At 58.5% G+C, this 18,389-nt stretch carries 14 protein-coding genes and 1 pseudogene; 10 read left to right on the plus strand and 5 right to left on the minus strand.

The features are described 5' to 3' along the window. The first annotated feature begins 77 nt into the window (after positions 1-77). Complete coding sequence (locus tag K8374_RS25085) at positions 78-1,199, plus strand: DUF3150 domain-containing protein (protein ID WP_023383811.1); 1,122 nt, start codon at positions 78-80, stop codon at positions 1,197-1,199. Between the two features lie 48 nt (positions 1,200-1,247). On the opposite strand, the gene K8374_RS25090 is transcribed toward K8374_RS25085, so the two are convergent. Then, on the minus strand, positions 1,248-1,943 hold the full coding sequence (locus K8374_RS25090; RefSeq protein WP_224459423.1) for an XRE family transcriptional regulator: 696 nt from the start codon (positions 1,941-1,943) through the stop codon (positions 1,248-1,250). Between the two features lie 286 nt (positions 1,944-2,229). Between K8374_RS25090 and K8374_RS25095 the strand changes: the two genes are divergently transcribed. The 3 genes from K8374_RS25095 to K8374_RS25105 all read left to right on the plus strand — a co-directional run bounded on the left by K8374_RS25095 (position 2,230) and on the right by K8374_RS25105 (position 8,411). Then, positions 2,230-3,222, plus strand: a complete 993-nt coding sequence (locus K8374_RS25095) for a hypothetical protein (RefSeq protein WP_004574787.1) — start codon at positions 2,230-2,232, stop codon at positions 3,220-3,222. A gap of 141 nt (positions 3,223-3,363) precedes the next feature. After that, positions 3,364-5,898 carry a DNA topoisomerase gene (locus K8374_RS25100; RefSeq protein ID WP_023383812.1) on the plus strand — a complete coding sequence of 845 codons (2,535 nt, stop codon included), beginning with the start codon at positions 3,364-3,366 and terminating at the stop codon, positions 5,896-5,898. Then, complete coding sequence (locus K8374_RS25105) at positions 5,895-8,411, plus strand: hypothetical protein (protein WP_224459424.1); 2,517 nt, start codon at positions 5,895-5,897, stop codon at positions 8,409-8,411. Before K8374_RS25100 ends, K8374_RS25105 begins: the two co-directional genes overlap by 4 nt. A gap of 60 nt (positions 8,412-8,471) precedes the next feature. Here the strand turns inward: K8374_RS25105 and K8374_RS25110 are convergent, their stop codons facing one another. Further along, complete coding sequence (locus K8374_RS25110) at positions 8,472-8,927, minus strand: hypothetical protein (RefSeq protein ID WP_023383814.1); 456 nt, start codon at positions 8,925-8,927, stop codon at positions 8,472-8,474. Between the two features lie 81 nt (positions 8,928-9,008). Beyond that, positions 9,009-9,938: a recombinase family protein gene (locus K8374_RS25115; RefSeq protein ID WP_003150544.1), complete on the minus strand. Its 930-nt coding sequence runs from the start codon at positions 9,936-9,938 to the stop codon at positions 9,009-9,011. 201 nt (positions 9,939-10,139) lie between these two features. Between K8374_RS25115 and K8374_RS25120 the strand changes: the two genes are divergently transcribed. The 3 genes from K8374_RS25120 to K8374_RS25130 are packed head-to-tail and all read left to right on the plus strand — an operon-like array spanning position 10,140 to position 13,786. Continuing rightward, a complete protein-coding gene (locus tag K8374_RS25120) occupies positions 10,140-10,379 on the plus strand; it encodes a ribbon-helix-helix domain-containing protein (protein ID WP_003089107.1) in 240 nt (79 codons plus the stop codon). Next, positions 10,379-10,789: a putative toxin-antitoxin system toxin component, PIN family gene (locus tag K8374_RS25125; RefSeq protein ID WP_003150546.1), complete on the plus strand. Its 411-nt coding sequence runs from the start codon at positions 10,379-10,381 to the stop codon at positions 10,787-10,789. The genes K8374_RS25120 and K8374_RS25125 overlap by 1 nt, the downstream gene beginning before the upstream one ends. Before the next feature lie 3 nt (positions 10,790-10,792). Continuing rightward, a complete protein-coding gene (locus K8374_RS25130; protein ID WP_003299771.1) occupies positions 10,793-13,786 on the plus strand; it encodes a Tn3 family transposase in 2,994 nt (997 codons plus the stop codon). A 12-nt stretch (positions 13,787-13,798) separates the two neighbouring features. Here K8374_RS25130 and K8374_RS25135 read toward each other — a convergent pair whose 3' ends face one another. Both K8374_RS25135 and merP read right to left on the minus strand, forming a co-directional pair. Continuing rightward, on the minus strand, positions 13,799-14,011 hold the full coding sequence (locus tag K8374_RS25135; RefSeq protein WP_003089113.1) for a GDCCVxC domain-containing (seleno)protein: 213 nt from the start codon (positions 14,009-14,011) through the stop codon (positions 13,799-13,801). 7 nt (positions 14,012-14,018) lie between these two features. Further along, on the minus strand, positions 14,019-14,282 hold the full coding sequence (gene merP, locus K8374_RS25140; protein WP_224459425.1) for a mercury resistance system periplasmic binding protein MerP: 264 nt from the start codon (positions 14,280-14,282) through the stop codon (positions 14,019-14,021). A 186-nt stretch (positions 14,283-14,468) separates the two neighbouring features. Between merP and istA the strand changes: the two genes are divergently transcribed. From istA to K8374_RS25155, 3 genes and pseudogenes are all read left to right on the plus strand, one after another. After that, entirely contained in the window at positions 14,469-15,983 is a 1,515-nt protein-coding gene (istA, locus tag K8374_RS25145) for an IS21-like element ISPpu23 family transposase (protein ID WP_058167704.1), read from the plus strand. Between the two features lie 17 nt (positions 15,984-16,000). Beyond that, positions 16,001-16,758, plus strand: a pseudogene (istB, locus tag K8374_RS25150) (IS21-like element ISPpu23 family helper ATPase IstB). A 373-nt stretch (positions 16,759-17,131) separates the two neighbouring features. Beyond that, positions 17,132-18,241, plus strand: coding sequence for a hypothetical protein (locus tag K8374_RS25155; protein WP_143133171.1), 1,110 nt, complete (start codon positions 17,132-17,134; stop codon positions 18,239-18,241). The last annotated feature ends 148 nt before the right edge of the window (positions 18,242-18,389 follow it).

An 18,389-nucleotide genomic window follows, 5' to 3' on the forward strand; every position in this document is an offset into this window, starting at 1 on the left:
TATGGGTGCCTGTGAGGCATCTCCTGTCACTGGGTCTTTCGCAAGGGACCCGCTCTTTCAATTTCAGGAGAACCACCATGAGCACTACCAAGCAAACCGATGAATTGGGCATCAGCATCCTTCAGGATGTAGTGCTTTTTGACGTCATCATTGGTGGAAGCACCGGTGAGAAAACTGTAGATGGGGATGACTTCATCCGCGAGGTCGGGCGCATGCTGCCGTCGGGCGCATTCGCTTGGGTTAACAAATACCGATCGGAAGCCAAGCGAGAAATCCTTAAAGTAGGGGTTTCTCGAAAGGTAAACAATCGTATCCGCGGATACTTTGTACCCACCCAACACGCAGACGAGCTTGCAAAAGTGCTGCATGCGATCAAAGGAAAATATCTGGTTGAAAAGGCTTCCTTCCTAAACACTTTACCGGACCTGGTGGAGAAGTGGGCTAGCTCTCCTGCAAACGCGGTTACAACACCAGGTGGTAAATCCCGTGCAGATTTGATCCGCCAGCATGCTCCACAGGCACAAGTGCTCGAAAGACTGTTGACCTTTGACACTTCGGCGATTCGTATCAGCAACACCAGCTACTTTGGCGAAGAAGATGCACTTCAAACGGAAGTTAAAGGCTTAGTCGGCCAGGCCGCTTTGGAGATCGCGGAAGATGTAAATCGCTCCTGGACTCGCAAGGGCAACGGCAAAACGACGTCGAGAATCCTGGGTTTGATCCGTCGGGTTCAGGACAAAGCTGAAGCTATGAGCGTTCTTTCAAGCAAATTCTCTAACTTGGAGAAAATGTGTGCATCGGTGTTGGCTGCTGTTCCGAGCGGACCGAGCATTGAAGGGGTTGCTTACATCCAAGTATCTGGCTTGTTGTCCTTCTGCATGGATCCTGAAAAAATCCTTGGAGAACATGCCACCGAGTTTGATCCTTTGAATGTATCGGCTTCTGATTCAGCGCCGGCTGTTGCTGACGATAACGTCTTCTTCAGTAGCTCAGCATCTGCAACTATTCATCCTCAAGCAGAACAAAATGAAGTTACCATCGTTCCTGAGGTCTCTGTGATTCCGCCACTTCCAACTGGTCGCAAGACAGAGGAGAACCTCTTCTTTGCGGCTGAACCTGAAAAAACCCTGGTAGAGCCTGAAAAGGTTGTGCCATCGGACACCACCTCGCAGCCACCATCGGCTCCGTTCATCTTCTAACCCAAAAAAAACCCCGGTCAATGACCGGGGTTTCTTTATTCCCGCAAATTAAGCCACCGGCGGCGGTTGCACACCAGGCAGCTCGATTTCGGCCTTAGCCAACAGCTGGCGCCCAGAGAGCTGCTCATACAGCAACACCATGGTCATGCGAACGGAGAGAGGCGTTTGCGCCCATTCATCCGGCTTCGGGATATAGCCCGCCCAGGTAGGATCACTACCCATCTTCTCGATCGACAGCCAGAGCTGCTCATCAAGATCTTTCTTGTACACAAAATCTTCTGGCGTGAAGAAATCAGCCAGGTTGTAAACCTGGATGAGGGGGAGGCCAAGGAATTCAGCCACCATTTGCAGCTTTTCCTTACCCAGCGATCGTATCTGGCGGTTCCCGTTAGCCAGGGAGTTCCAGTAGATGACCGTGATACCCATGACATCGGCAATTGCACGATCAGGTAGTCCACGATCGATGATCACCTTTTTGATCATCTTGACGAGGCGAGAGCCCGGCATAGTGTTCCGAGTTTCGACTGCTGCATGTCCCTTATCTTCTGGTACTGCTGTTTTGGCCTTGGCAGAAGCACGAGGCCTCTTAGGCGTAGCAGCCTGAGGGGCTTGCGTTTTTGCAGTAGGCTTTTTAGCTACCGGCTTCGCCGCAGCTTTTGCAGCTGGTTTTGCTGGTGCTTTGGCGGGCGCTTGAGACCGCCGTCCTGTCGATTCACTTGCGGTCTTGTCGCTAGCTTTGGGCATTGTGCGGCTCCAGGTTGGTCGCGGCGTCTAACACGATTCAGGACGCTCCCTAAACAAATAAAGCAGAGAAATCCAGTATAAATTTAAAAAAGATTCTACACAGTTAACAACAAGATTCAAATCTCTTGTTCCGGTGGAAAAAGAGACTTTTGGGCTGGATGTGCCCCCTTGCAGGTAGCTCTGTGACCGCCAAGCACGCGACAAGTGCATTTTGATTCGCCTTGTATTATTGGTACGTGTTGCGTATTCTTGAGAAAACCAAGCCATTCACGTATCGAGGTACTCAATGCTGCCCCAGGACGCAAAGCGGAAGCCTGACTCCTATTCGTATCCAAACGGGATGCTCAACTCTGGCTACATCGCCGGCGTCCTGCGGTTGAATGATCCGGTCAAGGGGATCTGCTACATCCAGCAGACCCGGGCGGAAAACCACATGCTTCCCATCCACTACGATCCCAAGAAGTCGCCGATCCCCAAGGACATCAAGGAGTGGGACCTCATCATGGCGTTCGTTCACACCGATGGCGCCATCGAGGGTGATAACCGTATTGCACGGGTGAAGAGCATCCGATTCGAAGCTCCAAACCTGATGCACCTTGGAGGGCGTTTTCGAGACGACTTCATGCGGAAATGGGATGTAGCCGTGCACGCAGCGGCAAAGGACTCCGGTACTCCGGATTCTGTGGCACAGCTGGAGAGTCTACCCAGCGCTGGCACAGAAGACCGTCTCAACTCGTTCGATTGGAAGGCAATGGATCTCAACAAGAACGCCTCGAACCAGATCCGTATCGCAGGCTTCATTCAAGCCAAGTCGCTGGAACGCAACCGCAAACATCCCGTAGACGGTACTCCAATCAACGACCGCCTGGTCGTGCTGATTCGGCAGTCGAAGGACACCGATGCCTGCATCCCTGTTCGTTGGTACGGCCGTAATCTGCAGCCGCTGTCTGAGAAACTCGCCCGCGGCATGCCTATCATCGTCAACGGCGAATTCCGTATGGACGTAAAGGCAATCTCCCTGCCGGATGGTGAAACAGGGATCGCCGAAGTGTCCAAAATTCCGTTCATTCAGGCCAAGGACATGCCAGGCCCTGTGCTCCCGGACTCTGGCCACATCAAGATCGTGCCAAGCTGGGCGGCTGAGCTCTTCAAGGGCCACGGTACCCAGGCGCCGCAGCCGAAACAAGGAGATGCAGAGCGCAGCGCCATGTTCGCCTCGGCCTTTGGTTCCGACTCGGCAAGCACGCCTGCAACTCCAGGTGAGCAACAAGACGCATAGCAGCGGCCGCCTCACCTCGTTCTGTGAAGCCATCGAGATCCAGCACTGGAGTCGATGGCTTTTTTGTTTCTCACCCAGCAGCCGTCTGGCTAGGCCGGCAGCTTGGAAGAAATGTAATTCTGCACTGGAAGGCTAGTCCGCATGGGCAAGACACTGATCATCACTGAAAAAGCAACCGTAGCGGTCTCAATCGCGCAAGCGGTCGGAGGATTCAGCAAGGTGGAATCATGGCTGGAGAGCGAGAACGCTATTCTTGCCCCCGCTGCCGGCCACCTGGTTGAAATCCATTCAGAGGAAATGGCCAAGGGAGGGCGGGACATCGGCAATCTGCCTGTGATCCCAGATCAATTCGACCTGAGGGTCATTGAGCCAAAGGCCAAGTTCTATAACGTGCTGCAACGCCTAATGCGTCGGCCTGACGTCACCGCTGTTGCGAACGCGTGCGATGCCGGCCGCGAGGGCGAGCTCATATTCAGGCTCATCTACAAAATGGCTGGATGCACAAAGCCAATGCTTCGGATGTGGATGAGATCCATGGTCGATGACGCTATCCGGCAGGCGTACAAGAACATGCAGCCAGGCGCAGATTTCGACAACCTCGCCATGGCAGCAGAGATCAGAAGCGAAGGCGACTTTATCGTCGGCATCAACGCGAGCCGGGGTATCTCACGCCTCTATGAGCGAGAGACTGCTAAAGCCGAGATATTCCCGCTTGGCCGCGTGCAGACCCCAACGCTGTCCTTGGTTTGTGCTTTGGAGCTGGCAATTTTGACCTTCCGGCCCATGCCCTATTGGGAGGTTCACGGGAGCTTTGGGGTTGCTGCTGGTAAATACACCGGCAAGTGGTTGGCACCACAGACGACTGAGCAGAAGGGTGGCTCCCAGCACCGGATCATGGATCGAGCAAAAGCCGATGCTTTGATCAGCAAGTGCTCTGGAGTCGCACCGAGCAGTGTGGTGGATGAAGTCAAGCCGGCCCAGACGGGCCCTGGCAAGCTGTACGACCTCACCTCGCTGCAGCGAGAGGCGAACCGCAAGCTTGGGTTTTCTGCAGCATACACACTGGAGATTGCCCAGAAACTTTACCTGGAGCTCAGCCTCACTACTTACCCGCGGACTGACTCTGCCTACCTTCCCGATGACGCAATCAACGACACGAAGAAGGTCATGGGAATGTTTGCTGGAACCCCCTATGCAGATCACGCGCAGCGCGTGCTCGATGAAGGCTGGGTACGACCCAACAAGAAGATTTTTGACTCGACGAAGGTGTCGGACCACTTCGCTATCATTCCAACCGGAAAGCGAGCTGGGGACCTGGAGCCGGACGTTCAAAAAATCTATGACATGATCGTCAAGCGCTTCATTGCCGTGTTCCATCCAGCAGCTGAGTATTCGGTGACTGTCCGGCTTACGACGGTGGCTGACGAGCTCTTCAGGTCGACAGGTCGTGTGCTTGTGTCCCCAGGTTGGATGGTGGTTTACGGAGCCGGGATCGTCGAGGACGTAACCGATCAAAATGGTGACTCCGACGACAAGAAAGAGCTCGCACGGTACGTCAAAGGAGAGTCAGTCACTCCGCTGGGCATGGAGCTGAAGATGCTCAAAACCAAGCCTCCAGAACGGTACACCGAGGACACGTTGCTGGGCGCGATGGAGACGGCAGGGCGCCTGGTAGAGGATGAGGACCTTCGTGAGGCGATGAAGGAGCGGGGGCTGGGTACACCGGTCACGCGCTCTGCAATGATCGAATCGCTCCAATCCACCAAGGACGGCGCAGGCCGAAAAAAAGAGCCCTATCTCATCCAGCAGAAGAAGTACTTTGCTCCCAGCGCAAAGGGGATGACTGTCTACCGTTTCCTGGTCGACAACGGCATCGATGCCCTTACGTCGCCAGTTCTCACCGGGGAATGGGAGCACAAGCTCCGTCAGATGGAAAAGGGGGCGTACAAGCGTGACGCTTTCAAATCCGAGCTTGCAGAGTTGACCACGGAAATCCTCGACTCCATCAAGAAAAAATACGCAGGTGTCCAGGTCAAGAAGCTTGGCGCTCTCTGCCCCACCTGCGGCGGCGCAGTTGAGATCCAGGCCCGAACGTTCATGTGCGAGCGGCAGTGCGGATTTTCCATATGGCGGGAGATTGCCAGTCGCATGCTGAAAGTATCGGAAGCAGAAACCTTGCTCCGGGACAAGGTAGTGCTTGGGCTCAAGGGCTTTGTCAATCCGAAGAAATCCACCAAGTTCGAGGCCGGGCTGAAGCTGCTCGACACAGGCAAGGTCGAGTTTTACTTCGACCCGACGGCGAATACCCGGGACTCCAAAGGTAATGTCGTTTCCTGCCCGAAATGCCAAGGCGGCATGCGCAAAATCAAAGTCCCCAAAGGGCACTTCTGGGCCTGCGTTGATCGAGAGCAGTGCAATCACACCATGAACGATCGCGACGGCGACCCAGTGGAGCGGCCGAAGTCATTTCCATGTGACCTCTGCGGCAAACCCATGTACCTGCGGAACGCTGAAAAGTCTCCTTTCTGGGGTTGCAGTGGCTTTGTGAAGGGGGGCGGTGGGTGCTCCAACACATTAAAGGACAATAACGGGGCCCCGGTTCCGAAGGAACAACCAGCCAGTTCAGACGGGGCGCCGTCACCTACGGTCCAAACAGACAGCGGAGCTTTCCTGTGAACGCCAACAACAAGGTCATTCGCGCAACGGCCATCGTGTTCGGTTTCTGGTGGCTTCTGCTTACGGCCCGAGCCTTTGGCGGTTCTCCCATGGAGTTTTTAGAGAACTGGCCTCTGGTGGGCTATAACGTCTCACACTGGATCCTGGGCGTTGTTTCCGGTCTGATCATCGGTGTCTGGTTTATCTGGTTCACCAGGTTGTCAGCACTGAACAAGCTATACGCCGGCAAGAAAGGAAACATCCTCAACGGCGCCCGATCGACGCTCGGCAAGGTTCCCATGCCCACCTCAGCGCTACCTCGCATCGAGGTAGCGTCAAAGCGTCTCCCCATCGGCAGTGAAAAAGTGCTGGCTTGGGTTGCTGCCAATGAGAAGAAGTGGCCGGCACATGTAGCGTTTTTCTGGGCTATTTGGGACACCTATTCCGCACATGCGCACTTCCCTGCATCGCATCGCAAGGGGGGGCACGGAAATCGTCGGCTTTGGGAGCATTGTCTGGCCGTGGCAGATACCGCACTGGAGGATGCTGGCGCATACGTATTCGACGGGGTTTATGTAAAGGCCAGGGGCAAGCCCAAATTCAAAATCATTGACCTGAAAAACAAGGAATATCGGTTTGACGCCACTGATCCGCTGATCCCCATTCTGGGCCTGGCGCATGACATCGGTAAGCTGGAAGCCTATGAGCTCCTACCCGACGGCAGTGTTAAGACCCAGGAGGAGGTTGGAGCGCTCACACCGCAGGATGACAACCGGATCCAGCACGATGCCCTGGGTGCGAGAATTCTTGCACGCTTCCCGGAATACTGGGCCTTACCTGCACGCGATCGACAAGCAGTGAACCTGGTCATCGCCCACTACCACCACCCAAGCGATTTCCCGGTTGACCGCAATGGCCTCAGCCTGGACGACCGCATGACGGCGCTCATGGAGTTCCTGATCCTGGTTGACAAAAAGACCGGCATGGTCGAGTCGAGCATCACCGAGACGCTGAGTGATCACGAGATCTCAGAAGACGAGTCCAATGCCATTTATCACAGCTTCGTCGAGATCATGACGGAGTACGGCAGAGTTAACGGCACCGGTGACCAGGCCAAAGATTCCACGCTGAAGATTGCTCAGAAACACGATGGACTGATCGTCATCCGGGAAAAGGACCTTCGATCTCTCATCTTGGCCAAAATGGGCTGGTCGTTGGAGGAGGGTGATGGTCGGTACCGAATGACCCTCAATCTTATGACGACGCTCCAAGAGAAGGGGCTGCTGTACTCGCGACATAATCACGCCGACATGAGCCGATTTTTGCCGATGTACTCGGTATCGTTGCGCAACGCACAAACGGGTGCTCACCTCACGACCTGGGAACCTTGCATTATTGTCGTGCCAGTTGCCACCACCCCCGAGCTTGCGGGCCTCAGTGGATTACCCAACATGGGTACTAAGCTGGATATCGAGCGCCCATTGTTCACGCACAATCTGGGAATCACTGAAGCAGATGCGCTTCGGGAGATCGTTGCCCGTGGTTTCAGTGCTGAAATCGCCGCGAAGATGAACATCGCCGGCAAGCAAGAAGTGAAGCCACAACCAGCACCAGCACCAGCACCAGCACCAGCACCAGCACCAGCACCAGCACCAGCACCACAAGTTCGGGCTGATGAAGGATTTAGTCAACCCATAGCTGATACCGCGAGTGTTCCTCAACCTAATGCTCCAACAGTCGACTCAACCGAGCACGCAACATCTGCGCTCGCCGGCGCTGCAAGCGGTGATTCCGAGCAAAGTGACGTTCCAGGGACGCAATCCGGTATCTCCGCTGAAGCGCTAGCGGCGCAGGATGATGACCCGCTCATGAGTGGTGGTGCAGATGACGACTTGCTAGATGAGGACCTGCAGAGCTTGTCGATTAGCTCGTTCGGTCCCGGGCAGGAGGTGGAACTGGAGGAAGATTTTCTCGCCATAGAACCTGGGCACTCAGGGAGCGATGACGTCGATGATGTGGATGATGTGTTCGGCGCATTCGCGCCCAGTGAATCCTCGATCGTGGACACAGCCGAGCAAAGCGTGAATTCAACTGCAGGAGAAGAAGGGCCGGGCGCTTCGCTCATACACAATGATGGTGATCTAGGCGTACCGGCGCCGGCACCTGTGGCGGTAGCCATACCTGATCCTGATGCAACCCCAACGAAAAGGATAAGCCCTGCTGCCGAATCCGCAGCGCTCAGGGCTCTTGAAGAGGCAGGCGCCAACTTCACTGCATTCGTTGCACCAAGGAAGAAAAAGCCAGGCCCTGCTGAGCAGCTAGAGGGTATCCGCGCAGCAGTAAAAGCGGAAGAAATACCGATTTGTGGGACAAGAGATGGGTTTGATTACGTGTTGGAGTCAGACCTGATGGTCTACGACCCAAAACTGAAATTGAGCACGCTGATTCGGGCGGGGAAGTTGCCTACCGTCGAGCCTAAGCCAGGCGTGGTAATGGTGGGCATTCCGATGGCGCCGATGCAGCTGGACCTTTGACGAGCTGCCGGCTCTGATCATGACTCCCTGGCTGACATCAAGAAAGCCAGGGAGCCATGATCAGTCGTAGGTCTGAGCGTACTGCTTTTCGGTCAAACGGCTCAGCAGTTTGAAATAATTTGCTCGCGTCGACTGATCAAATACGTCGGTTTGAACTGAGAGCATGTCCAACGCAGCTGCATCCTCTCCTTTGCCCGAAGTGAAAGGAAGTGGAGCTGTGGCATAAAACACATTGCCGTTACTAGCCTGGGCCGCATCCAAGACGGCTTTAACTTCCAGGTAGCGCGGGTAACGAGTAGCAGTAAGGAAATCCCCATCATAAACGTCGAGCTCGCCTGATTGGTCCTCGACCAACACAGCCATCAATGGCCAGTTGTTTTCGGAGCCATCCTTGCGCGAACCGCCCGTATCTGGGCTAGCAAAAAAGATGACCTTACGAAAGGTGTTGGTGGCAAACACCTGCAGAAGCGCTGCCTCGTTAGATGCACTGTCCGTGCATGTCTTGCGGTTAGCCATAAAAAGTCCTCATCTAAAGTAGCACCACGCGGTGCGTTATTGGGGTTTGGGGAGCAATGGAACCAAAAACCAACGTAAGCCCTACCAACGCTTTTCGGTGTCTTCTTCCCAGGCGCCCATCTCGACAAAACAGTTGCGCATGTCGGCCTCCTGGCTGATCTCGGTCAGCAGGTCATGCACGCTCTTGTCCAGCTCATCGTCGCTCCGATACGGAATGGTCAACTCATAGTGGCCGGCATCCAGCCGCTTCATGCCATAGGGCTCCAGGCAGTAGCGCTCAATGTTCTCCGTGGCCCGCTTCCGGCCGCGCACGAACTTGCTGTTATTCACCACCGCGAGGCGCAGGGTGACGGTGGCCACCCGCTCGGCGGCGGGCGGCTCTGCCGGCGACGCGGCCGAAGGCTGCTGGTCGCGTGACCTGGCGCTCTTCTGGTACGCGCCGATCTCGACACCACGGTGGCGCAGGTAGCTGTACAGCGTGCTCTTGGAGATGTGCAGCTTCTCGCCGATCGCGCTGACGCTCAGGCGACCTTCGCGGTAGAGGGTTTCGGCCGCCATGGCGGTGGCCTCAGCCTTGGCTGGCAGGCCCTTGGGACGGCCACCGATCCGGCCACGCGCCCGTGCGGCCGACAGACCCGCCTGAGTCCGCTCGCGGATCAGCTCGCGCTCGAACTCCGCCAGCGAGGCGAACAGGTTGAACACCAGGCGGCCTTGGGCGTGGGTGGTGTCGATGGGGTCATTCAGGCTCTGTAAGCCGACCTTGCGCTCTGCCAGCTCGCCGACCAACTCGACCAGGTGCTTGAGGGAACGCCCAAGGCGATCCAGCTTCCAGATCACCACGGCATCACCCGGCCGCACGTTGGCCAGCAGTTTGTCCAACTCCGGCCGGGCGCTTTTCGCGCCGCTGGCGATGTCTTGGTAGATGCGTTCGCACCCGGCCTGTTTCAGGGCATCGACTTGTAGGTCGGCTTTCTGATCCCGAGTGCTCACTCGCGCATAACCGATCTTCATCAAAAGTACTGTTTACTCGACTACGTTAGTAATAGTTGAACTTTGATTAAGCGTACCAGTTATTTGAACCGTAGCGCGGGGAGCTTAACGAACCGAGCCATTCCTCGATAGAGTTCGGCAAAACCTTCGTTTTGTCGAACCATTGCATCGCCCTTTGTGATTGGCGTATAAACACACAAACACCTATTAGCGGAGAACGCTATGAATACCATTCGCTGGAATGTCGCCGTCTCGGCCGACACCGACCAGTCGCTTCGGATGTTTCTGGCCAGCCAGGGCGGCGGCCGTAAGGGCGACCTGTCGCGCTTCATCGAAGAAGCGGTACGGGCACACATCCTGGAGCTGAGCGCTGAGCAGGCCAAGGCCGCTAACGCCCATCTGAGTGAGGCAGAATTGACCAACGCGGTTGACGAAGCGCTCGACTGGGCACGTAAGCGCTGATGCGGGTCGTGTTGGATACCAACATCCTGTTCAGCGCCCTGATCTCGCCACATGGCGCGCCCGATGCGATCTACCGTGCCTGGCGGGCGGCGCGTTTCGAGGTGGTGACCTCGCGGATGCAACTCGATGAAATTCGTCGAGCCAGCCGCTATCCCAAGCTTCAGGCCATCCTACAGCCCGCCAAGGTGGGCGCCATGATCAATAACCTGCAACGGGCTGTGGTACTGGAGCGCCTGACCATTGAGGTCGAAGCCGATGATCCGGATGACTCGTTTTTGCTGGCCATGGCCTTGGCGGGCGATGCGGACTACCTGGTAACCGGTGATCGCCGCGCCGGCCTGCTGCAACGCGGGCACATCGAACGCACGCGGATCGTCACGCCCGCCGTGTTCTGCGTCGAGGTGCTGTGATCAATGCCGGTCGGTTTTCTGACTCAAGAGCAACGCGACGGTTTTGGCCGCTATGTTGATTCGCCCAGCCGTGAAGAGCTGGAACGTTACTTCCACCTGAGCGATGAAGACCGTGAAGCCATCCAGGTGCTGCGGGGTAACCATAACCGTCTGGGTTATGCCGTTCTGCTGACCACCGTCCGCTTCGTTGGCGTTCTGCCGGACAAGCCCGCCGCCGTGCCGGTGGAAGTCCTGCAGGTGCTTTGCCGACAACTGGCGATTCCAGACCCCGACTGCCTCCAGCGCTATAGCGATCATCGCCGCTGGATACATGCCACCGATATTCAGAACCGCTTTGGCTATCGTCATTTCACCGATCCGGGCATCGGCTTTCGCTTGAGCCGCTGGCTGTATGCCCTCTGCTGGACGGGCACCGACCGGCCGGGAGTGCTGTTTGAGCGAGCCACCTCGTGGCTGTTCACACAGAAAGTCCTCCTGCCTGGTGTGTCTCAACTAGAGCGCTTTATCGCCCAGTTGCGCAGTCGGGTCGAAGAACGCCTCTGGTTTACGCTGGGCCGCAGCGTGACTGAGGAACAGCGATTGCAACTGCAAGACTTGCTGACGGTGGCCGAAGGCAACCGCAGCTCCCGGCTGGATCAATTGCGCTCCGGCCCGGTCATGGTCAGTGGCCCCGCGTTGATTCGGGCACTGCGCCGGCTCGATGACGTGCGCGGCATCGGCATCACCTTGCCGGCGGCGGCGCACATCCCTCCCAGCCGTATCGCCGCCCTGGCCCGCTTCGCCAACACGGCCAAGGTCACCGCGATTAATCGGCTGCCGGCGTCGCGGCGGATGGCGACACTGGTGGCCTTCGCACTCTGCCTGGAGGCGACTGCGCACGACGACGCACTGGAAGTCCTGGAGGCCTTGCTGCGCGACCTGTTCAGCAACGCGGAGAAGGCCGACAAGAAAGCCCGCATGCGCAGCCTGAAAGACCTGGATCGGTCGGCCGCGACGCTCGCCGCCGCGTGCAAGGTCGTGCTGGACAGCTCGATCAGCGATGACAACGTGCGCGCCCGGCTGTTCAACGACCTGCCGAGGACCACCCTGGAAAAGGCCCTGGAAGAGGTCAACGCGCTGATCCGCCCGGTAGATGACGTCTATTTTCTTGCATTGGAAGCGCGCTACCGCAGCGTGCGCCGCTTCCTGCCCGACCTGCTCAAGCACATCCGCTTCGGCTTCAGCCCGGCCGGCAAGGGCGTGGCGGCTAGTCTGGAGTGGCTGCAACTGAACCTGCCGCGCCGGAAGCCAGAGGATGACGCGCCGCAGGAGATCGTGGCCAAGGCTTGGCAGAAGCACATCACCCGCGAAGATGGCTCCCTCGACATGGGTGCCTATGTGTTCTGCACGCTCGATGCGCTGCGCACGGCCCTGCGCCGCCGCGATGTCTTCGTCTCGCCCAGTTGGCGCTATGCCGACCCGCGTCTTGGCCTGCTCGACGGTGCCGAATGGCTGGCGGCGCGACCGATCATCTGCCGGTCACTGGGCCTGACCATCGACGCCAAAACCACCCTGGACGCCTTGTCCGTCGAGCTGGATGCAACCTGGCTGGCAGTAGCCGCGCGCCTGCCCGACAACCCGGCGATTCAACTGAGCGAGAACACCGAGGGCAAGACCGAACTGTCGCTCGGGGCGCTGGACAAGCTGGACGAGCCCTGCTCGTTGCTGCAACTGCGGGCGGCCGTGTCTGACCTGATGCCGCGTGTCGATCTGCCGGAAATCCTCTTGGAAATCGCCGCCCGCACTGGCTTTTCCGAGGCCTTCACCCATGTCTCCGAACGCAATGCACGCGCCGACAACCTGGTCACCAGCCTCTGCGCGGTGCTGTTGGGCGGGGCCTGCAACACCGGCCTGGAGCCCTTGATCCGCACCGACAACCCGGCGCTGCGCCGTGACCGGCTGTCCTGGGTCAGCCAGAATTATATCCGCGACGACACCCTGTCAGCGGCTAACGCCATCCTGGTCGGAGCGCAAAGCCAACTGGAACTGGCCCAAGTCTGGGGTGGCGGCGAGGTCGCCTCCGCCGATGGCATGCGCTTCGTCGTACCGGTGCGCACCGTGCATGCCGGCCCCAATCCGAAGTATTTCGGCACCGGCCGGGGTGTCACCTGGTACAACCTGATTTCCGACCAATTCTCCGGCCTCAACGCCATCACCGTGCCCGGCACGCTGCGCGACAGCCTGGTGTTGCTGGCGGTCGTGCTGGAACAGCAGACCGAGTTGCAGCCGACGCAAATCATGACCGACACCGGGGCCTACAGCGATGTGGTGTTCGGGCTCTTCCGCCTACTTGGCTACCACTTCAGTCCGCGGCTGGCCGATGTCGGCGGTACCCGCTTCTGGCGCACGCGCCCGGACGCGGACTACGGCAAGCTCAACGGGCTGGCCCGCCAGTCGGTCAAACTCGACCTGATCGCCGAGCACTGGGACGACCTGCTGCGCCTGGCCGGCTCGCTCAAACTCGGCCGGGTGCCGGCGACTGGCATCATGCGCACGCTGCAAACGGGAGATAGACCCACCCGGCTGGCCCAGGCGCTGGCCGAATTCGGGCGGATCGAAAAGACTCTGCACACGTTGACCTATATCGACGACGAGTCCAAGCGCCGCGCCACCCTGACCCAGTTGAACCGAGGCGAAGGCCGGCACAGCCTGGCCCGCGCCGTGTTCCACGGCAAACGCGGCGAGCTCCGCCAGCGCTACCGCGAAGGCCAGGAAGACCAGCTCGGTGCTCTGGGCCTGGTGGTGAACATCATCGTGCTGTGGAACACCCTCTACATGACGGCGGCCGTGGAACGGCTCAAGCAGCACGGCTATCCAGTGCTGGAAGAGGATTTGGCCCGGCTATCGCCGCTGATCTACGAGCACATCAACATGCTCGGGCGGTATTCCTTTGCGGTACCGGAAGAAGTTGCGCGCGGCGAGCTGCGGCCACTGCGTAATCCAGACGACGACCTGTGATCCCCCTAAACGCTATGAGCAACACCCAAGCTGCTGCTGGATCGGCGGGCACTTCACCGAGCCGAACGAACAGAAAACGCAGCAATCCCCTGGGTTGGGGCGCAGCAGCGCCTTGCAGTTGCTGCACTCGTAATAGAACTGGCAGGCGTCCGTGGGCATGGTTTCCGGCTTGGCGAAGCCGCAGCGCGGGCAAGTCAGCACGGACTCAAGGACAATGGCGCTCATCGTGACCTCACTTCTGCACTGTGGAGGGGTATCCCGCGTTCGCGGTCGCCTCAGTCAGTGCCTCGGGCTGGGCCTTATCGGGATCGTAGGTGACGGTCGCCGTCTTCTGGTCGAAATTGACCTGGACGTCACTCACGCCGGACACCTTCTCCAGCGACTTCTTGACCGTGATCGGACAGAGTCCGCACGTCATGTTCTGCACGTCGAGCGTGACGGTTTTCGGGGGAGCCGCCAGCGCCACGAAGGGCAAGGCTGCGGATTCCACGGTCATCTGGCCACCCATTCCATAAGCATCTGACCACCGATTCCACGGTGATCCGGCCACCCATTCCACGCGTATCCGACCACTGATTCCACGGTCATCCGGCCACTCAACCGGGCAGGCAGTAACGCAGGATTTCTTCACTACCATCGACCTCTTTTTCGAAGCAGAGAGGTCGTCGTGGAGCGTTTATCCATGCGTAAGATTCGCGAAGTACTTCGTCTCAAGTTCGAGGTCGGGCTATCGGCTCGCCAGATTGCCGTCAGCGTGCAGATCGGTCGTGTCACTGTCGGCGATTACCTCAACCGCTTTGCCGCCAGCGGTCTAGCCTGGCCCTGTTCGTTGTCCGATTCCGAGCTGGAGCAGCAACTGTTCCCACCGCCCCCTGCGGTGCCCAGCGAGCAACGGCCATTGCCCGATTGGTCTTGGGTGCATGCCGAGCTACGCCGGCCGGGCGTGACCTTGGCGCTGCTCTGGCAGGAGTATCGCCTGAGCCAGCCGAAAGGCTTTCAGTACAGCTGGTTCTGCGAGCACTACCGAGCCTGGCAGGGCAAGCTGGACGTGGTGATGCGCCAGGAGCATCGCGTCGGTGAGAAGCTGTTTGTCGACTACGCCGGGCAGACGGTGCCGGTGATCGACCGCCACAGCGGCGAGATCCGCCAGGCGCAGGTGTTCGTCGCGGTGCTTGGCGCGTCCAGCTACACCTTCGCCGAAGCCACTTGGTCGCAGCAGTTACCGGACTGGCTGGGCTCCCATGTCCGCTGCTTCGCCTTTCTCGGCGGCGTGCCGGAAATCGTGGTGCCGGACAACCTGCGAAGCGCGGTGAGTAAGAGCCATCGCTACGAGCCGGACATCAACCCGAGCTACCGCGATCTGGCCGAGCACTATGGCGTGGCGGTGGTGCCGGCGCGGGCGCGTAAGCCGCGCGACAAGGCTAAGGCTGAGGTCGGCGTGCAGGTGGTCGAGCGCTGGATCCTCGCCGCGCTGAGGAACCGCCAGTTCTTCTCCCTGGACGAACTCAACAGCGCCATCGCCTTATTGCTGGAGCGGCTCAACCGACGACCGTTTCGCAAGCTGCCGGGCTCCCGGCACTCGGCCTTCGAAGCCCTGGATCGTCCAGCGCTGAGCCCACTGCCGGAGCAGCCCTACGTCTATGCCGAGTGGAAGAAGGCGCGCGTGCATATCGACTATCACGTCGAGGTCGATGGGCATTACTACTCAGTGCCCTACCAGTTGGTGAAGAAACAGCTGGAAGTACGGCTGACGGCGCGCACCGTCGAGTGCTTCCACGCCAACCAGCGGGTGGCCAGCCACCTGCGCTCGCCACACAAGGGCCGGCATAGCACACAGACCGAGCACATGCCCAAGAGCCATCGCGAGCATGCCGAGTGGACGCCGCAACGGTTGATCCGCTGGGCCGAGCAGACCGGGCCGCACACCGCCGGCGTGATCAGCCACATCCTCGAACGGCGCATCCACCCAACCCAAGGCTACCGGGCCTGCCTGGGCATCCTGCGCCTGGGCAAGACCCATGGCGAAGTGCGCTTGGAGCTGGCCTGCCGACGCGCCCTCAGCCTCGGCGCGTGCAGCTACAAGAGCCTCGAATCGATCCTGCGCCAGGGGCTGGAAAACCTGCCGCTGGCCCAGCAGCACCTGCCCCTGCTGCCGGACGACCACGCCAACCTGCGCGGCCCCGGCTACTACCACTGAACACAAGGAATCCCACCATGCTGCCCCATCCGACCTTGGACAAGCTCCAGACCCTGCGCCTGACCGGCATGCTCAAGGCACTCGCCGAGCAACTGAAAACCCCCGACATCGACAGCCTGAGCTTCGTGGAACGCCTCGGCCTGTTGGTCGACCGCGAACTGACCGAGCGCGACGACAAGCGCCTCAGCAGCCGCCTGCGTCAGGCCCGGCTCAAGCACAACGCCTGCCTCGAAGACATCGACTACCGCAGCCCGCGCGGACTCGACAAGGCGCTGATCCTCCAGCTGAGCAGCGGTCAGTGGTTACGCGACGGACTCAACCTGATTATCAACGGCCCGACTGGCGTCGGTAAGACCTGGCTGGCCTGCGCCCTGGCCCACCAGGCCTGCCGAGAGGGTTACAGCGTGCGTTACCTGCGCTTGCCGCGCCTGTTGGAAGAGTTGGGCCTAGCCCACGGCGACGGGCGCTTCGCCAAGCTGATGAGCGGCTATGCCAAGACCGACCTGCTGATCCTTTTGATGACTGGGGTCTGGCCCCGTTCAACGCGGAACAGCGCCGCGACATGCTGGAGCTACTGGACGACCGCTACGGCCAGCGCTCGACCATCGTGACCAGCCAAATGCCAGTGGACAACTGGCACGAACTGATCGGTGATCCGACTCTGGCCGACGCCATCCTCGACCGCCTGGTGCACAACGCTTATCGGATCAACCTCAAGGGTGAGTCGATGCGCAAACAGACGAAGAAATTGACGACACCGGGCACCTCAGACTAACAATGCCCCCCCTGCGTCGCTGCGCTCCGACTGCCCGGCCGGATGGCCGTGGAACAGGTGGCCAGATGGCCGTGGAATGCCTGGCCAGATGAGAGCGGACTGGGTGGCCGGATGGCGTGGAATCCGCAATCTGACTCGGTTAATCGAGGATGGTTGTACTACCGGACCTCGAAAGGGCCTACGTATAAGTTACAAAGCACTGGACGGCCATTATCTACGAAGTGACCCGTTTATTGAGCTAGTACGCTCTGGCTACATCGGAACTCGTAGCGGCACGACAGAACATCTGCAGACACTTATTGAGGCAGCCTTGACCGGCGGTCGCTCAGTTGTCGCTGCAATCCAGAGTGCAATGGCCAAAGGTTGAGGTTAGATGCAGGGTACAAAAATTCCGTTCGGTGAACGTCAGGGAATGCTTTTCCGAGCCTTTGAGGTCGAGAATGGTCTTGCTTGTGGCTGTATCTGCCCGGGCTGTCACAAACCGCTAAATGCTGCGAATGGTGGCCAGAAAGTCATCCCGCATTTTCGCCACGTCCATTCTGAAAACTGTGTGAGCGGCTTCAAAGATGGTGTGCGACGGGCGGCTGTAGCTCTAATTGCTGCACAACGATCCCTTACTCTTCCGTCTTTCCATCGTCAGATAAGCGCCATGACTGGCTCAGGGCGCATCCTGTCTCGCGAAGTAAGTATCCCGGAAACGTCAGTTGCAGCTGAGACGGTCGAACGATTTGTGGATCTTGGCGACGTCACAGCTCACGCGATTCTTACCACCGGCAACCATCAACTGTTTGTTCGAATCAAAGTTTTCTCCCGATCCGAAAAAAAGCGGCACGAGCGGCTCTCTAACATCGAGGCTTCATCAGTTGAGATTGATCTCAGCGAGCTCGATTTGGGCCAGATCAACGATCCATTAACGTTTGAACGAGCCGTTCTTTTCGACCCAACCACCAGGTCTTGGATTCGATCGCTTAGGGGAGAAATGCGAATCAAGCGTGCTGAAGCTGAACTTGCGACCGAAGTTGCTCGCTGCAACGACCAATGGGAACTGGAACAGGCTCCCCTGCGGGTGATCGAGGACGCGAAACGAGTTGAGCAAGAGGCGAAGGTAGCCGAGCATAAAGCTGCATTGGCAGCGCATAGGCAGATCCAATCGGAGACTGCTGAGGCACAGCGTGCCGCAGGGATCCTTGAGAGGGATGAGCTTCCCGCTCTCAAGCGGCGAGAGGAACTGATCGTTAACCAGACTCTCCGAGCAGCCCGTGAGTGGGGTGGTAAAGCTGTAGAGTGCTCCTCTTGCTGGCTACTTAGTCCACCAGGAAATCAGTTCTGCCTCTACTGCGATAGTGAGACAAGCACAAGTCCCATTCAGTTACCAAAGGATATTGCAATCACGATTAACAATCGAATGCGTAGCTCGGCAAAGCCAGATCAATCATTACAGAAGGCGCCGACGTTGCTGGTTCAACCTGATCCTTTCACGTGAGTCTCATTTTGCAACGAAATCAATCTTGCCATACGCAGCAAGCGACCAAATTCAATCGAGGCCGAGCGGCTGCTGTGGGTTGAAAGCGGCCAGTTGCTGGAAGCCCGCAACGGCTTCCAACATCTACGTTGAGTGGCCATCCTGGGTC

The organism is Pseudomonas sp. p1(2021b) (assembly GCF_020151015.1).
GTDB classification, from domain to species: domain Bacteria; phylum Pseudomonadota; class Gammaproteobacteria; order Pseudomonadales; family Pseudomonadaceae; genus Aquipseudomonas; species Aquipseudomonas putida_K.

Excerpts from the sequence above, each read along its gene's own strand:
- K8374_RS25085 (WP_023383811.1), top strand. The coding sequence starts at position 78 with ATGAGCACTACCAAGCAAACCGATGAATTGGGCATCAGCATCCTTCAG.
- K8374_RS25090 (WP_224459423.1), bottom strand. The coding sequence starts at position 1,943 with ATGCCCAAAGCTAGCGACAAGACCGCAAGTGAATCGACAGGACGGCGG.
- K8374_RS25095 (WP_004574787.1), top strand. The coding sequence starts at position 2,230 with ATGCTGCCCCAGGACGCAAAGCGGAAGCCTGACTCCTATTCGTATCCA.
- K8374_RS25100 (WP_023383812.1), top strand. The coding sequence starts at position 3,364 with ATGGGCAAGACACTGATCATCACTGAAAAAGCAACCGTAGCGGTCTCA.
- K8374_RS25110 (WP_023383814.1), bottom strand. The coding sequence starts at position 8,927 with ATGGCTAACCGCAAGACATGCACGGACAGTGCATCTAACGAGGCAGCG.
- K8374_RS25115 (WP_003150544.1), bottom strand. The coding sequence starts at position 9,938 with ATGAAGATCGGTTATGCGCGAGTGAGCACTCGGGATCAGAAAGCCGAC.
- K8374_RS25120 (WP_003089107.1), top strand. The coding sequence starts at position 10,140 with ATGAATACCATTCGCTGGAATGTCGCCGTCTCGGCCGACACCGACCAG.
- K8374_RS25125 (WP_003150546.1), top strand. The coding sequence starts at position 10,379 with ATGCGGGTCGTGTTGGATACCAACATCCTGTTCAGCGCCCTGATCTCG.
- K8374_RS25130 (WP_003299771.1), top strand. The coding sequence starts at position 10,793 with ATGCCGGTCGGTTTTCTGACTCAAGAGCAACGCGACGGTTTTGGCCGC.
- K8374_RS25135 (WP_003089113.1), bottom strand. The coding sequence starts at position 14,011 with ATGAGCGCCATTGTCCTTGAGTCCGTGCTGACTTGCCCGCGCTGCGGC.
- merP (WP_224459425.1), bottom strand. The coding sequence starts at position 14,282 with ATGACCGTGGAATCCGCAGCCTTGCCCTTCGTGGCGCTGGCGGCTCCC.
- istA (WP_058167704.1), top strand. The coding sequence starts at position 14,469 with ATGCGTAAGATTCGCGAAGTACTTCGTCTCAAGTTCGAGGTCGGGCTA.
- K8374_RS25155 (WP_143133171.1), top strand. The coding sequence starts at position 17,132 with ATGCAGGGTACAAAAATTCCGTTCGGTGAACGTCAGGGAATGCTTTTC.